Source organism: Frankia alni ACN14a (assembly GCF_000058485.1).
Lineage (GTDB): Bacteria > Actinomycetota > Actinomycetes > Frankiales > Frankiaceae > Frankia > Frankia alni.
On record NC_008278.1, the window covers coordinates 5,970,058 to 5,985,326 of the forward strand.

Here is a 15,269-nt window from a genome sequence, read left to right on the forward strand (position 1 = left end):
ACGGAACGTTCCCTAACAATGCGGGACCATAAACCTGCACGCCGCAACCCACGGCCCGCCCGGGTTCGACCACCGACGACGAGAGACTCACGACCGTGCCAGGTACAGGTAGGACGACCGACGGCGACTCCCCGGCCCCACCGCCGGCGACGCCACCGCCCTCACCGCCGCCCTCACCGCAGCCGTCACCGTCGCCACCGCGGCGCAGTGCGGCGCAGACCCGTGAGCACGTGCTGGCCGTGGCGCACGAGCTGTTCTACTGGCAGGGCATCCGCGCCACGGGAGTGGACACGCTCGCCGCGCAGGCCGGCGTCGCGCCGACCACCCTCTATCGGCTGTTCGCCGCGAAGGACGATCTCGTCGCCGCCTACGTGGAACGGGCGGGCGCGCTGTACCGGCAGTGGTTCACCGAGGCGGCGGAGGCGGGCGGGACGTCGCCTCGCGCGCGGATCCTCGCCGTGTTCGACGCCCTGGTCGAGCAGACGCGACCCGACCGCTGCCGCGGCTGCCCGTTCCTCATGGCGCTCGCCGAGATCCCCGACCCACAGGCGCCCGCCCATCGCCACGCCGTCGCCACCAAGGCCTGGGTCCGCGACCAGTTCGCCGCGATGACGGCCGCCCTAGCCGCCCCCGGCGCCGACCCCACCGCTCCCGGCGCCGACTCCACCTCAGATTCGCGGGAGCTGGCCGACCAGCTGGTTCTGATCATGGAAGGCGTCTACGCCAGCGTGGCGGCCCTCGGCGCCGACGGGCCGGCGCGGCACGCCCGCGACCTCGTCCGGATCCTGCTGGACAGCCACGGCGCACGCCGCTAGCGCAGCGCCCTCGGGCGTCCGGCGATCGCGGCGTCGACGGCGAGCAGCCGGCGGGCGTTGTCGACGTGCAGATTTTCGATCATCCGCCCGTTGACGGTGACGACCCCCCGGCCCGCGGCCTCCGCGTCCGCCCAGGCCCGCACGATCTCCGCGGCCTCGGCAAGCTGCTCGGCGGACGGCGAGAACGCCCGGTTGCAGGGCTCGACCTGGCCGGGATGGATCAGGGTCTTGCCGTCGAACCCCAGCTCACGGCCCTGCCGGCATTCGGCGGCGAAACCCTCGGCGTCGCGGACGTCGTTGTAGACGCCGTCGAGGATCGCCTTGCCGCTGGCCCGCGCCGCCAGCAGGCACAGCCCCAGACCGGTCAGCAGCGGCGCCCGGCCGGGCACGTGCTGCGCACGCAGCTCGTTGGCCAGGTCGTTCGTGCCCATCACCAGCACGGCCAGGCGCGGCGAGGCCTGGGCGATCTCCAGGGCGCGCAACATCGCGATCGGCGTCTCCACCATCGCCCAGATCAGGGTGTGCCCCGGCGCCCCGGCCGCGTCCAGGTCCCGTTCGACGGCGTGCACGTCGGCCGGCGAGCCGATCTTCGGCACGACGACGGCATCCGGTCCCGCCTGGGCGGCGGCGCGCAGATCGTCGGCGTGCCAGGGTGTGTCCCGCCCGTTGACCCGGATCGCCACCTCCCGCCGGCCGTAGGCGCCGGCGGCCACGGCGGCGCAGACCCGCGTCCGGGCCTCCTGCTTGGCGGCCGGGGCCACCGCGTCCTCCAGGTCGAGGATGAGCGCGTCGGCCGGCAGACCCTTCGCCTTCTCCAACGCCCGCTCGTTCGCCCCCGGCATGTACAGCACCGACCGACGCGGCCGGTAGTCCGCCGCCGTCCCGTGGGCCGCCGTCGCTCCGGCCGCCGTCCCTTCGGACGCTGTCCCTTCGGCCGTGGCACCCTCGGCTGTCACCGCATCCCTCCCGTCCCCGCGCGCCCCGTCCCGCCCCGCCATCCGGACCCGGACGGTCCGCCGGAGACCAGGTGAAACCGATGTCTCTCCGACCAGACCGGCTGTTGCGGTCGAGGACACGCGGACTCACCCTACTGGCCCGGTGGCCGGTGCCGGGGGCCAGCCGACCGAGCGCAACGAGGTGAACGCACCGACCATGTGAGCGAGCCCAACGGCGCGAGCGAGCCCAACCAGGCGAGGATGTGCACGTGGTCAGTGCGAGCGGATGGCGGTTGCCGGTGGCGGCGGGACTGGAGCTGCACGTCGAGGACGTGCAGCCGGACGCCCGCCCGCCCGGTGGGGCGGCTCTGGCCGGCGCCCCGGGCGGCGGAGTCGGCAGCTGGGGCAGCCCGGTCGTGCTGGTCCACGGGATCGCCGGCAGCACCGCGGACTGGGCCGCGGTGGCACCCGAGCTGGCCGCCACGCGCCGGGTGATCGCCTACGACCATCGGGGGCACGGCGCCAGCGGCCGGGCACCCGGCGGTCGGGCGGACTACAGCTTCGACCTCCTCCTCGCCGATCTCACCGCCGTGGTTGCGGCACTCGGGCCGGCCGGGATCCATCTTGTCGGCCACTCCCTGGGCGGGGTGGTCGCGCTGCGGTACACGCTGGAGCATCCGGACCGGGTGCGTTCCCTTGTGCTCGTCGACACCGCCGCCGCGCCCGCCAGCGCCACCGGACCGGTCGCGAGGCGCATCGTGGCGGCGGTGCTGGAGGGAGCGGCGGCGATCGCGTCGGGCTCCGACCTTGCCCGTCGCGACGGCCGGGCCGGTGCCGGTACCGACGCCGACGGCCCGGCGGGCGCGGCGCAGGGCGGCGGCGTGGGTGCGGCGCAGGGCGACGGCGTGGGCGCGGTCCATGACCATCGCAACCCTGCCGAACGTCAGGTGGCGGGGCTGGGCCAGGCGGACCCGGAGGCGCTCGCCGCCTTGGGCCGGGAACTCGGCGGCTATCCCTCGCTCGTTCCCCGGCTCGGCGAGATCACCGTGCCGACGACCGTCATCGTCGGCGAGCACGACTCCACGCTGCGGGCGGGTGCGCAGACCCTGGCACACGACATCCCCGGAGCCCATCTCGCCGTCATCGCCGGGGCCGATCACAGCCCCCAGGCCAGCCGTCCGCTGGCGTGGCTGACCGCCGTCGACGCCCACTTCGCCCGCGTCGAGACGGCCGCGGCCGGCGGCACTCCGGCCGGCCGTGCCGCCCCAGCCGGCTGATGGGACGCCGTCCTGCCTGTCCGGAGGCCTCCGTGTCCGGACGCCGTCCTGCCTGTCCGGAGGCCTCCGTGTCCGTTTCGTCCCTCTGGATAGGCAGGAAGGCCAGGCCAGGCTGGCCGCGGCGGCGGGTCAGGCGAGCAGGAGGGCCGCGCCTTTTAGGGCGCACCACAGGCTGACGGCGCCGAAGGCGAGGACCCAGAACAGCGCGGGAAGGTGAGTGCTCTCGGCGAGCTTGTCGGCGTCCGAGCCGACCGCGCCGCGCCGGCGGGCGCGGTGCAGGACCAGCACCGACCGCGGACCGGAGAACAGCAGCACCCAGGTGAGCAGATAGGCGTACCAGAGCTGGACCCAGCCCGGGGCGTACCGGCCGGCGAGGATCAGCGAGGCACCGACCGAGACGACGACCAGCTCCCCGAAGCGGTTGCGCATCACGAGCAGCAACGCGGCGAGCGCCGCCACCGCCAGGATGAGCACGGCGGTCACCTTGCCCGCCGCCAGCAGCCGCGCCGAGCAGACCCCGATCAGCGAGGGGAAGACGTAGCCCGCCGCCCGCGTGGCGAACAGTCCGATGCCGCGGCGCCGGCCGAACGAATAGGTCAGGCCGCTGCCGTCGGACTCGACCCAGACACCGCCCACCCGCCGGCCGGAGAGAAAGGCCGCGAGAGCATGCCCGCCTTCGTGGACGGCGGTGTCGAGATGCTCCGGCACGCTGCTGACGAGCACGGCCAGCAGCGCGAGGAGCCCGGTCACGACGGCGACCGACCGCGGCGCCGCCGCCCCGTCCAGAACGACGGCAAGAGTGCCGTCCGCCACCACGCTCACCGCGCCCCCGAAGCCACGCCGAATCCCCCCGGGCCGGCGCAGGCGCGTCACCCCGAGCCCGAGGCTGCCCGCCGCCGGCCTGGTACCCCCAGACACGGATGCCGCCCTGACACGGATGCCGCCCGGCCTCCGCTCCCGCGTCCGGCCACGATCATCCCGGGCCGATCTGGGTGACTCCTCGTCTTTTCCCGGTATCGCCGGGATTCCGCGGCCGACAGGATGTCCGGTGAACCCGCCCGGTCACGGCTTCAGACGGTGTTGAGGTACTGGTCGCGGAGCTGGCGCTTGACCAGCTTGCCGGTGGGGGTGCGCGGCAGGTCGTCGACGAAGTCGACCGTGCGAGGGATCTTGAAGCCGGCGAGGCGGGGGCGCAGGAAGTCCAGCAACTCGGCGGCCAGCTCAGGGCCGGGGACTGCGGCCGGGGCGGGCTGGACGACGGCGACGACCCGCTCCCCCATCTCCTCGTCGGGCAGGCCGATGACCGCGACGTCAAGCACCTTGGGATGCAGGGTCAGGCTGTCCTCGATCTCCTGTGGGTAGATGTTGACCCCGCCGGAAATGATGGTGAACGCCCTGCGGTCGGTGAGGAACAGGTAGCCGTCCTCGTCGAGGTAGCCGACGTCGCCGGTGGTCGACCAGGTGGGGTGGTCGGGGTGGCGGGCGGCGGCGGTCTTCGCCGGATCGTTGTGGTATTCGAACGCGGGGACGTCCCGCTCGAAGAAGATCGTGCCGACCTGGCCGGTGGGCAGCTCGGCGCCGTCGTCGCCGCAGATCCGGACGATCCCCATCCCGGGGCGGCCGACCGAGCCCGGCTTGCGTAGCCATTCCTCCGTCGTGATGAACGTGGCGCCGGCCTTCTCCGTCGACGAGTAGTACTCGTAGATGATCGACCCCCACCAGTCGATCATCGCGCGTTTCACCTCGGGCGGGCAGGGCGCCGCCGCGTGGACGGCGACCCTGTGGCTGGACAGGTCGTACTTCTCCCGGACAGCCGGGGCGAGTTTGAGCATGCGGACGAACATCGTCGGCACCCACTGGCTGTGGGTGATGCGGTGGTGCTCGATCGCGGCGAGTGCGCCCTCGGCGTCGAAGCGATCCATCAGCACGACCGTCCCGCCGTGACGGTGCACCCAGCCGCCGAACCGCAGCGGCGCGGCGTGGTAGATCGGTGCGGGCGAGAGATAGACGGTGTCGGGGCCGAAGTCGTACATCGACCCGAACAGGGTGACCAGCGGGTCGCCGGGTTCGTGGACCTCGCGCTCGGGCAGGTCGTCCCGGATCCCCTTGGGCCGGCCGGTGGTGCCGGACGAGTACAGCATGTCCGTGCCGCACGGCTGGTGGGACAGCGGGCCGGGAGGCACCGAGGCCAGCGCCTCGTCGTACGAGCCATACGTACTCGATGCACCCGCGTCCGCGCCGTAGACCAGCCGGATCCCGACCCGGGGGGTCGCCTCGACGATCTGTTCGGCCACGTCGAGCAGGGCGGCCGAGACGACGAGGCCGCGCGCGCCGCAGTCGTCGATGATGTAGGCGACCTCGTCCGCGACGAGGTGCCGGTTGACGGCAGTGATGTACAGGCCCGATCGAAGCGCTGCCCAGAAGACCTCAAAGGCCCGCGGGTCGTTGTCGGTGAGCAGGGCGAGATGATCCCCGCGGCGCAGACCAACCTCGTGCAGGCGGCGGGCGAGCCGGCTCGAGGCGTCCTCCAGCTCGCCATAGGTGAGCACGGCACCCGTGCCGGCGACGATCACGGCCGGCTTGTGGGGAGACTGCTCGGCGAACACCCCCGGGTACATGCGCTCTCCCTGATGCCGATGCGGCGTGGCCGTTCGAGCGGATCCGAATGTGGCAGCCATCACAATATCGACGCCGTCACGTTACGTCCACAGACTTCGACACATCGGCGCCAGGCTCGACCCCCGAACCGGGCCTCGCCAGCCGGGTTGACTTCGAGTGCGCTCTCATCGTTACGGTCGGCTGCGGGCGACGGTTTCCTGCCCGTCCGAGCCCCTCGATGTCCGATTAATCCCTCTCGATAGGCAGTGCGGGGGAGTTCTCAGCCGCGGGATCGGCGTCCACACATGCAGGGTCAGCACGTGCAGGGTCGGCACACATGCAGGGTCAGCGATGACGAGCAGGAGGCTTCACCCATGCGGTACCGCAAGCTCGCCCGGACCGGCGTCGAGGTCAGCACCCAGTGCCTGGGCGCCATGATGTTCGGCGCCTTCGGCAACACCGACCACGACGAGTGCGAACGCATCATCAACCACGCGCTCGACGCGGGCATCAACTTCGTCGACACCGCCGACGTCTACTCCCAGGGCGAGAGCGAGCAGATCGTCGGCAGGGCCATCAAGGGCCGCCGTGACGACATCGTCCTGGCCACCAAGTGCTTCACCCCGATGGGCGACGAGCGCAACCACCGCGGCGGCTCACGGCGCTGGATCACCCGCGCCGTCGAGGACAGCCTGCGCCGGCTCGACACCGACTACATCGACCTCTACCAGGTCCACCGGCACGACTGGGACGTCGACCTGGAGGAGACCCTCGGCGCCCTGACCGACCTCGTCCGCCAGGGCAAGGTCCGTTACCTGGGTTCGTCGTCGTACCCGGCCGACTGGATCGTCGAGGCGCAGTGGGCCGCGCGCCGCCGCAACAGCGAGCGGTTCGTCTGCGAGCAGCCGCAGTACTCGATCTTCGCCCGGTCGATCGAGGAGGCGGTGCTGCCCGCGACGCTGCGCCACGACGTGGGCGTCATCCCGTGGAGCCCGCTGGCCGGCGGCTGGCTGACCGGCAAGTACCGCCGCGATGCCGAGATCCCGTCGGGCTCGCGCTTCGGGTCGGAGGGGGTGTTCGCCCGCCGCCGCGGCGGTGCCGGGCTGGACGAGGACCCGAGCACGCCCGCCCGCTACGACGCGGTGGAGGGGCTCGCCACCGTCGCCGAGCAGGCCGGGATCTCCCTGACCCACCTGGCGCTGGCGTTCGTGGACAGCCACCCGGCGGTGACGTCGACGATCATCGGGCCGAAGACGCAGGCGCAGCTCGACGACGTGCTCGCCGGCGCCGACGTCACCCTCGACGCGACCACGCTCGACGCGATCGACAAGGTCGTCCCGCCGGGCACCGACATCGCCGGCATCGAGCACTACAGCGGCAACCCCTCGCTGCGCCCCGCGTCCCGCCGCCGCGCCGGCTGACCCACCTCGCTGGCATGCCCGCACTGCTTGCCGTTCCAGAGGGACGAATCGGGCGCTGAACCCTCTGGAACGGCAAGGAAGGCGGACTCCGACCCGAACGGGGGCCGCTCCCGGCGCGGCGGGGCCGGGGAGGCCGTGTCAGCGGGCTGTCAGCGCGGCGGCCGCGCCACGCCCGGCGCGTCACCGGCGCCTCGCCAAACTGTCAGTGGTGGCCGGCAAGCTCATCGGCATGACGGTCACACACGAACACCGCACCCCCGCGATCGTCGCCGAGGGGCTGGTCAAGCGCTACGGCGCCACGACGGCGCTCGCGGGCGTCGACCTGACCGTGCCGGCCGGCACGGTCTTCGGCCTGCTCGGACCCAACGGCGCCGGTAAGACGACAGCGGTGCGGGTCCTGGCGACCCTGATCCGGCCGGATGCCGGGCGGGCGCTGGTCGGCGGCTACGACGTCCGCCACGACAGTCACCGGGTCCGCCAGCTCGTCGGGCTCACCGGGCAGTACGCCTCGGTGGACGAGATGCTCACCGGCCGCGAGAACCTGGTGATGATCGGCCGACTGCTCGGGTTGTCCCGGTCCACCGCGAAGGCCCGGGCGGGCGAGCTGCTCGCGGACTTCCGGCTCACCGAGTCCGCGGACCGGTCGGCGCGGACGTACTCCGGTGGCATGCGCCGGCGCCTCGACCTCGCCGCGAGCCTGGTCGGCCGCCCGCGGCTGCTGTTCCTCGACGAACCGACCACCGGTCTGGACCCGCGCAGCCGCAACGAGATGTGGGACGTGGTGCGCGACCTGGTCGGCGGCCACGGCGTCACGGTGCTGCTCACGACGCAGTACCTGGAGGAGGCCGACCAGCTCGCCGACGACATCGCGGTCGTCGACCACGGTCGGATCATCGCCCACGGCTCGCCGGAGGCGTTGAAGAAGCAGACCGGCGCGCAGACCCTGGCGGTCCGCCCCGGGGACGGCGCCGACACGCCGCTGGTGGCGGCGACGGTGGCCGAGCTGGTCGGGGTGGCGCCGGACATCGCCGCCGGCCTCGTCAGCGTCCGCGTCACCGACCCGGCCGTGCTGCCGGCGCTCGTGCGCCGCCTCGACGACGCCGGCGTCACCGTCGGGGAGATCACCCTGCGCAGCTCCAGCCTGGACGAGGTGTTCCTCGCGCTGACCGGCCATCCGGCCACGGACGGCCCGACCCCCGCCGAGCCGACCTCCTCCACCGACGTGAACGCCGGCGAGCCGGCCGTCGACGACCCGGCCGCGCGGATTCCCGCGGCGACAAGGAGCTGACCCGCCGTGACCGCCCTCACCACAGCCCTGCCGAGCCAGACCCCGGGGACGACCCGGGGAACGCAGCCGCTCGGATCCGCGCGGGTCACCCCGCTCGACGCGCTTCGCCACACCGCCACGCTGGCCTGGCGCACCCTCGTGCAGGTCAGGCACAACCCGATGGAGCTGCTCGACTTCAGCGTCCAGCCGCTGATGTTCCTGTTGCTGTTCACCTACGTGTTCGGCGGGGCGATCTCCGGCTCGACCGGCGACTACCTGACGTTCGCGCTGCCCGGCATCATCGTCCAGAACACCCTGTTCACGACGCTCAACACCGGCACCGGGCTGAACACCGACCTCACCAAGGGGGTGTTCGACCGGCTGCGCTCGCTGCCGATCGCCCGCAGCGCGCCGCTGGCCGGGCGGATCCTCGCCGACATGACCAAGCAGCTCTGGGCCATCGCGATGCTGCTCGGCCTCGGCTACATCCTCGGCTTCCGGGTCCAGACCGGGCCGCTGCAGGCGCTGGCCGCGGTCGGCCTGGTGGTGCTGTTCGCGCTGGCCGCCTCGTGGATCTCCGTGCTCGTCGGGATGCTCGTCTCCGAACCGGAGAAGGTGATGGTCTTCGGCTTCACGCTGATCTTCCCGTTGACGTTCGTCAGCAACGCCTTCGTCCAGACGTTCGACCATGCCCGGCTGGCTGCAGGCGTTCGTCAAGGTCAATCCGGTCACCGCGCTCGCCGACGCCACCCGCGGCCTGCTCGTCTCGGGCCCGGTCTGGACCCCGACATGGCACGCGCTGCTGTGGGCCGCGGGCCTGGCCGCGGTGTTCGCGCCGCTGGCGGTGACCGCGTTCAGGCGGCGGGTCTGACCGGCACGCGCACCGCGACCGCGTGGCCGCATCCGACCACCCCGGCCGCCTCGGCCACCCCGGCGCCAGCCCGGCCCGGCCCGGCCCGCGAGCATCGGCGGCGCGCCCGGGCGACCCGTCCTCACTAAGATCGAGACCAGCGCCGCCGGCGTCGCATCCACCACGTGAGGGAGCCTGCGCGATGAACGGTTCCGATCTTCTAGCCGACGCCTTCGGGCGGATCCGGGACGAGGTGCGCGACGCCGTCGCCGGACTCGACGCGCAGCAGCTCGCCATCCGCGTCGACGGGACGTCCAACTCCGTCGGCTGGCTGGTGTGGCACCTGACCCGCGTTCAGGACGACCACGTGGCCGACGTCGCCGGGCTCGAGCAGGTCTGGACCGCGGGGGGCTTCGCGGACCGGTTCGCGCTGTCGCTGCCGGCCGCGTCGATCGGCTACGGGCACACGACGGAGGAGGTCGACGCCGTCCGCGTGGCCGACCCGGCGCTGCTCGTCGACTACCACGAGGCCGTCCACGACCAGACCGTCCGCTACCTCGCCAAGATCACCGACGGTGACTTCGACCGCGTGGTGGACGAACGGTGGGAGCCGCCTGTCACCCTTGGGGTCCGCCTGATCAGCGTCGTTTCAGACGACCTCCAGCATGTCGGCCAAGCGGCGTTTCTGCGGGGCATCATCGAGCGACGGCAGTCGTGACGGCGCCGGGACGGGCCGCAGGCCGACCGGACGTTTCGTCACCCCGGTCGGGAACCCATCGCACAGTCGGCAAAAGGTAGGCGTCGTGCCCCATTGTTTCGTTGCCGGCGACGGTCAGCTCATCGTGCTCGACGTCTGGCGGCCCACCGAGGCCTTCCACCAGTTCTTCCTCGACCCGCCCGCGATCGACATCCTCATGCGGGACGCCGGGGTCGTCGACCCGCCCGAGATCCCCGTCTGGCAACCGACCGAGGGCGCCCCCGACACCTCCTGACTCCTCCACGGACACCCCAGCCCCGGCCGCCACTGGCCGCCACCGACGACCAACAGCCGGACGCGCACGGGACCGGATGCAAGAATCTCGGTCATGCCCGACGCCGGATCACGGCCTGCTCCCGGCCCGTCCTCCGTAGCCGCGGCGTTTCCCGCTCCACCGCCGCAGGACGAGATCATCCTCACGACGGCACGGGACGGGGACGCGGATCAGATCGTCAAACTGCAGTATCTCTGCTACCAGTCCGAGGCCGAGCTGTATGGCGACCACTCCATCGCGCCGCTGACGGAGACCGTCGCCGAGCTGCGCGCCATCCTCGCCGCAGGCGGTGACGGGCGGCGTGGCGACGCGGCGACCGTCCTCGTCGCGCGGTGCGGCTGGGAGGTGGTGGCGGCGGTGCGCGGGCGGCTCGACGGAGACACCTGCCGGGTCGGCCGGCTCGTCACCCATCCGCGGCTGCGCCGCCGGGGGCTCGCCAGCCGGCTGCTCACCGAGATCGAGCTCCACCACGCCACCGCCGCCCGTTTCGAGCTGTTCACGGGCGCTCGCAGCGTCGACAACATCCGCCTCTACACCCGCCACGGCTACCAGGAGACCGGACGGGCCATCGACGGCGGCATCGAAATGATCTTTCTCGGGAGGCCGGCCGGGACGCCCGCCTGAGCGGCCGGCCCGCCAGGCACTCCCACCGGCAGGCGCGGGCGCCTCGGGCCGTCAGGGATTGCGGGTGCGCAGCAGGGTGCGCAGCTCCGCGTTCCAGTCGATGCCCTCGCTCTCCCGGCCCGCCGGCACCTTCTCCTCGATCTCCGCGAGGAACCGGGTGACGATCGAGCGGGGCAGTTCGAGGTCGGCGTGCCCGGACGGACTGGACAGGGTGACGGTGACGACCGCGCGCCCCTCCGACCTGGTCGGCCGGATCCGCACGTCACCGGTGCCGGTGGGGCTCTGCGTCCCCTCTGCCAGCAGCGTGCGCGCGAAGATCCAGGTGATGGACTCCCGGCCGGGGCGCAGGATCAGCTCCACCGCGAACGGATCCGCCGGATCGTAACGCAACGTGCCCGCAACGGAGGCTCGCGCACCGTCCTCCGTGACGAAGTCGGCGGAGAGATCGCGCACCACGACATGCGCGGGCGTCGAACTGTGACGGAGCATCGCTGCCTCCCAACACGGTCAAATCCGACCGTGTCAGCATCTCTCCCGCCACGCTTCGGATCAGCCGCCCGAGGGGCCCCTGTGTACAGGCGGAACAACCCGACACTCACGGGCCGATCAGCAGGAGCGTTCGCTGGAGGTGCGCGGGGGAGGGAGCTCCAGGTCATCCCCAGGTGGTGAGGTTGCGGCTGAGGCCGCCGACCGGCGCGCCGATCACCTCGCGGTTGATCCCCCGCGTGTCCAGGACGATGGCGCCGGACGGTCGGATCCGACCGAGCTCGCCGTCGAGTTCGTCGTCGGTGTCGCCGCCGGAAGCGCCGGGGGCGCCGTCGCGGTCGCGGCCAGGGGTGTCCACGCCCCCGGCACCGGCACCGCGACGGACGGCGTCGGGAACGACGGGCGGATCGGCGTCCCGATCGGTGGGCCGGCGCAGCGGCAGGGCCGCGCCGCGCGGGACCGCCCGCCCACCGCGCAGCACGATGACCCCACGCAGCACCGTGCCGACGAGAACGTCGGTGCCGGTCGACGCGGTGACCGGCGCCGTGACCACGGCCCGCAGCAGCCAGCGCGGCCCGTCGAAGCCGAGCACGCGCACCAGCCAGGCCTCCCCACCGAGGGGCGTCTCGGCGCGGGCCGGTGTCTCGGCGCGGGCCGACGTCTCGGCGCGGGCCGACGTCTCAGCCGTGAGCCGAAGCTCCGCACCGCAGTCACCGACGGTTTCCCGGACCGACCCGCACGTCCTCGGATCGGCCCAGCCGGCGAGGCCCGCGAGCCGCTCGGCGGGCGAGGCGCGCAGCTCGGCGCGTGTCTCCTCCCACAGGCCCTGGCTCTTCGGCGCGGCGTACGCGGCGAGCGTCATCGTCGCCCGGCCGGCCCTCACCTCGACGGCGACGCCGCGGCCGGTGTCCGGATCCATCCGTAGGTCCACGGAGACGCCGGCCGGCACGGGGACGACGAGCGAGCCCAGGTCGAGGCGACGGATCTGGTCGTTCGGCGCCTCGGCCAGATCGTAGGGTCCCAGGGGCGGCTCGTGGCGCCGGGCGGGGACGCCCGCGAGATAGTCCGATCGGTCATCGGCGGCGGCGCCGAGACGGTTGCGGCCGAACCTTCCGAACATCGCGACCGCCCTCTCCACCTGGCAACCCGTTCAGGATCGCCGATGCCCCGGCCGGTGTCGACGCGAACGGGGATTCGCCAGCCGTCAGTGTGACCTGGAACCGGTGTGTACCCGTTGGGTAGACCGAGGGTAGGTTCGGGCGGGTGAGCGGAGTTCGACAGCCCCGGCCGGCGCCGCCGGCGACGAACCGTCCGCGGTCGCACGCGCGGGTGATGCACCCGGGCGCCCCGCACCCGCCGCACCGAGCCGCATGATCAGCGCCGTCGGAACGTCCACGACCGTGATCACGGCGTCCGCCCCGCTGAGCGACATCGGGCACTGGGCCCGCGGCAGCGGCCTGGAGGTCGTGCTGCTGGTGACGGGGGCGGCGCTGCTGACCCGGTTGGCAACCTGGCTCGGTGACCGCGTCACGAGCCGGATCGACGTACCCGCGACCGGCGCCGACCGGGTCGTGCGCACGGAGGCGGCCAAGCACCGGCACGCCGTCGCCCAGGTCGTCACCTGGACCGTGCTGGTCATCGTCTACTGCCTGACGGCGGTGCTGGTGCTGCAGCGCTTCGGCGTGCCCCTGACGGGTTTCGTCGCGCCGGCGACGATCGTCGGTGTCGCCCTCGGCTTCGGCGCCCAGCGGGTCGTGCAGGACATCCTCGCCGGGTTCTTCATCATCGCCGAGCGCCAGTACGGGTTCGGTGACCTGGTCCGCCTGCTCGTCGCCGGCGGCCCGGCGGCCGGGTCCACCGGCACGGTGGAGGAGGTCACGCTGCGCATCACCCGGATCCGGACGTCCAGCGGCGAGGTCGTCACCACGTCCAACGGTCAGATAGTCCAGGTGATCAACCTGTCCCGGGACTGGGCCCGCGCGATCGTCGACGTGCCGATTCCCGCGACCGCGGACCTCACCACCGTCAGCGATCTGCTCAACCGGGTCGGCGCCGAGGCGTACGCGGACGAGACCCTGCACGCCCTGCTGCTCGACGCCCCGACCGTGATGGGCGTGGAGAGCATGGACCTCGACGAGTTCAAGATCAGGGTCGTGGCCCGCACCCAGCCCGGCCGGCAGTTCGAGGTGGGCCGGACGCTGCGAGCGCGCATCGGCACCGCCCTGCTGCGGGAGGGCATCATCGTCCCCACCGATCTCGACACCGCCGCCCCCACCTCCTCATGACCCGCCCCGGCCGCACGACCCGCCCCGGCCTGGTGACCCGCGCCGGCCGCACGACCCGCGCCGGGTGCGTGGCCCACCCCGATCCGACCAGGCGGTGCCGAGCATGACCTGGCTGTCCTCGTTGCGGCCGGTCCAGTTCCTGCAGTCGATCCACATGCGCCGCTCCACCATCGGCCTGGTGGTGTTCTTCCTGCTGACCGTGGCGCTGTACCTGCTGGTTCGCCCGACCCCCGAGCGCGTCGTCCAGAACCGCCGCCTGGCGCAGACCACGCAGTCGACCGTGACCGACGGATCGGACGACGGCGCCGCGACGAGTACGACCAGGCCGCGTCGCACCACCCCGACGCCGACCGGCACCGTGACGCCCACGCCGACCCCGGCGCCCACCGCCACCGAAGATCCGGCGGCCACGGCGAGCCCCACCGCTGCGTCGACTCCCCTCTCCCCGACCGCGACCGCCGACACCGGCTCCGGCCTGCGATCGGACGGCACCGCGGCGACGCCGGGCGCGACCGCGCCGGCACCCGCCGCCACGCCCGGCCTCGGCTCGTCGGGAACCATCCCCCAGCCGTAGCCCGACCGACGTAGCCGCGCGACGTCGGACCGCCGCACGTCGTCAGACCACCGCATGTCGTCAGACCACGGAATCACCACGTATGGCCACCCGAAAGTGGGGATATGGACCGGTCGGTTGGGTACAGACCGACCATGACCACACCGCCCACCCCCGCATCGCCCGAGGGCGGTGCCCCGCGAGCCGGGACCGGTCCCACGGGATCACCGGTGTCGACGACCGAACCGATTCCCGCCACCCAGATGCCGACCGGCGCGCCGCCGCCCACCGCCGCGTACCCGTCACCGCCCGCCGCCGCCCCGTACGGCCAGACGCCCCCGCCCGGCGCACCCGCCGGCACGGCGCCCGGGCAGTACCCGCCGCCGACCGGCGCGCCCGGATCGTCGACCTCGCCGCGGACCGCGCCAGGATCATCGCCCGCGCCGACGGCCGCGCCGGGTGCGGGATGGCGGCGAGGTCCGGGGCGGGGCAGGCGCGCCGAGCGCCCGCACATCCCGGTGACCCGCACCAGCCGCGTCTGGACGACGCTGGTGCTGTTCGCGCTCGTCCTCATCCTTCTGCTGATCTTCATCCTGCAGAACCAGGACGATGTGAAGCTGTCGTTCCTGGGGGCGCACGGGTCGATCCCGCTCGCCGTCGCGATGCTGTTCTCGGCGGTCGCCGGCGCGCTGCTCGTCGCGATCCCCGGCGTCGGCCGCATGATCCAGCTCCGCAAGGTGGCCCGGCGCGGCACCGCGGCCGTCCCGGCTCGCTCGACCAGCGTGCCCGGCTCCACCGCCCCGGCTGGCTCCCCCGTGCCGCCTGGCTCCCCCGTCCCGACTGGCTCGAACGGCGTGGCGGGGTCGAACAGTGTGGCGGGGTCGAACAGCGTGGCCGGCACGGCCGATCGACCGGTCCCCACGGATCCGCCGGCCGGCAGGCCGGCCAGGAAGCTGCTCCACCGCTCGGCGCGGTGACCGCCCCGCGATGAGAGGGCGCCGGAGGGATGGTCGGGCGACCGGCCAGCGTGCCGCGGCGGCCCCGGACGCCGGTGCCGGTCGCGAGGTCGGCGGTTCGTCCGCCGGGACCGCCTCGGATGCCGGCCCCGGACGCGAGCCGCCGGCGGC

General features: G+C 73.2%; 16 protein-coding genes. 11 read left to right on the plus strand and 5 right to left on the minus strand.

Translation table 11 applies throughout. From position 1 onward, the window contains the following. Window positions 1–95 precede the first annotated feature (95 nt). On the plus strand, window positions 96–815 hold the full coding sequence (locus tag FRAAL_RS24055; RefSeq protein ID WP_157892207.1) for a TetR/AcrR family transcriptional regulator: 720 nt from the start codon (window positions 96–98) through the stop codon (window positions 813–815). Here FRAAL_RS24055 and FRAAL_RS24060 read toward each other — a convergent pair. Then, on the minus strand, window positions 812–1,771 hold the full coding sequence (locus tag FRAAL_RS24060) for an HpcH/HpaI aldolase/citrate lyase family protein (protein ID WP_231861322.1): 960 nt from the start codon (window positions 1,769–1,771) through the stop codon (window positions 812–814). The genes FRAAL_RS24055 and FRAAL_RS24060 overlap by 4 nt on opposite strands. 248 nt (window positions 1,772–2,019) lie before the next feature. Here FRAAL_RS24060 and FRAAL_RS24065 point away from each other — a divergent pair, with 248 nt between their 5' ends. Then, entirely contained in the window at window positions 2,020–3,027 is a 1,008-nt protein-coding gene (locus tag FRAAL_RS24065) for an alpha/beta fold hydrolase (protein WP_231861324.1), read from the plus strand. Window positions 3,028–3,156: 129 nt separating this feature from the next. Here the strand turns inward: FRAAL_RS24065 and FRAAL_RS24070 are convergent, their stop codons facing one another. Together FRAAL_RS24070 and FRAAL_RS24075 are read right to left on the minus strand one after the other, a co-directional pair. Next, window positions 3,157–3,945 carry a M50 family metallopeptidase gene (locus tag FRAAL_RS24070; protein ID WP_231861326.1) on the minus strand — a complete coding sequence of 263 codons (789 nt, stop codon included), beginning with the start codon at window positions 3,943–3,945 and terminating at the stop codon, window positions 3,157–3,159. Between the two features lie 152 nt (window positions 3,946–4,097). Further along, window positions 4,098–5,645 (minus strand): acyl-CoA synthetase, encoded by a 1,548-nt coding sequence (locus tag FRAAL_RS24075; protein WP_041939722.1) that lies wholly within the window; start codon window positions 5,643–5,645, stop codon window positions 4,098–4,100. 354 nt (window positions 5,646–5,999) lie between these two features. On the opposite strand from FRAAL_RS24075, the gene FRAAL_RS24080 reads away from it, so the two are divergent. From FRAAL_RS24080 to FRAAL_RS24105, 6 genes are all read left to right on the plus strand, one after another. Beyond that, window positions 6,000–7,046 (plus strand): aldo/keto reductase, encoded by a 1,047-nt coding sequence (locus FRAAL_RS24080; protein WP_011606610.1) that lies wholly within the window; start codon window positions 6,000–6,002, stop codon window positions 7,044–7,046. 229 nt (window positions 7,047–7,275) lie between these two features. Next, the gene (locus FRAAL_RS24085; RefSeq protein ID WP_173402702.1) at window positions 7,276–8,334 is read left to right on the plus strand and encodes an ATP-binding cassette domain-containing protein; all 1,059 of its coding nucleotides are present in this window, start codon (window positions 7,276–7,278) and stop codon (window positions 8,332–8,334) included. 6 nt (window positions 8,335–8,340) lie between these two features. Continuing rightward, entirely contained in the window at window positions 8,341–9,312 is a 972-nt protein-coding gene (locus FRAAL_RS24090; protein ID WP_011606612.1) for an ABC transporter permease, read from the plus strand. A gap of 53 nt (window positions 9,313–9,365) precedes the next feature. Continuing rightward, the gene (locus tag FRAAL_RS24095; RefSeq protein WP_011606613.1) at window positions 9,366–9,881 is read left to right on the plus strand and encodes a mycothiol transferase; all 516 of its coding nucleotides are present in this window, start codon (window positions 9,366–9,368) and stop codon (window positions 9,879–9,881) included. Between the two features lie 85 nt (window positions 9,882–9,966). Beyond that, entirely contained in the window at window positions 9,967–10,155 is a 189-nt protein-coding gene (locus FRAAL_RS24100; RefSeq protein WP_011606615.1) for a hypothetical protein, read from the plus strand. A gap of 93 nt (window positions 10,156–10,248) precedes the next feature. After that, entirely contained in the window at window positions 10,249–10,818 is a 570-nt protein-coding gene (locus tag FRAAL_RS24105) for a GNAT family N-acetyltransferase (RefSeq protein ID WP_011606616.1), read from the plus strand. Window positions 10,819–10,869: 51 nt separating this feature from the next. On the opposite strand, the gene FRAAL_RS24110 is transcribed toward FRAAL_RS24105, so the two are convergent. Next, complete coding sequence (locus tag FRAAL_RS24110) at window positions 10,870–11,307, minus strand: SsgA family sporulation/cell division regulator (protein ID WP_041939723.1); 438 nt, start codon at window positions 11,305–11,307, stop codon at window positions 10,870–10,872. 163 nt (window positions 11,308–11,470) lie between these two features. Further along, a complete protein-coding gene (locus FRAAL_RS24115) occupies window positions 11,471–12,424 on the minus strand; it encodes a DUF3710 domain-containing protein (RefSeq protein ID WP_041940945.1) in 954 nt (317 codons plus the stop codon). A 280-nt stretch (window positions 12,425–12,704) separates the two neighbouring features. On the opposite strand from FRAAL_RS24115, the gene FRAAL_RS24120 reads away from it, so the two are divergent. The 3 genes from FRAAL_RS24120 (at window position 12,705) to FRAAL_RS35265 (ending at window position 15,119) form a co-directional block, all read left to right on the plus strand. After that, entirely contained in the window at window positions 12,705–13,589 is an 885-nt protein-coding gene (locus tag FRAAL_RS24120) for a mechanosensitive ion channel family protein (RefSeq protein ID WP_231861331.1), read from the plus strand. A 103-nt stretch (window positions 13,590–13,692) separates the two neighbouring features. Continuing rightward, on the plus strand, window positions 13,693–14,163 hold the full coding sequence (locus tag FRAAL_RS24125; RefSeq protein ID WP_050997441.1) for an Rv3103c transmembrane domain-containing protein: 471 nt from the start codon (window positions 13,693–13,695) through the stop codon (window positions 14,161–14,163). A gap of 209 nt (window positions 14,164–14,372) precedes the next feature. Next, window positions 14,373–15,119: a LapA family protein gene (locus FRAAL_RS35265; protein ID WP_231861332.1), complete on the plus strand. Its 747-nt coding sequence runs from the start codon at window positions 14,373–14,375 to the stop codon at window positions 15,117–15,119. The last annotated feature ends 150 nt before the right edge of the window (window positions 15,120–15,269 follow it).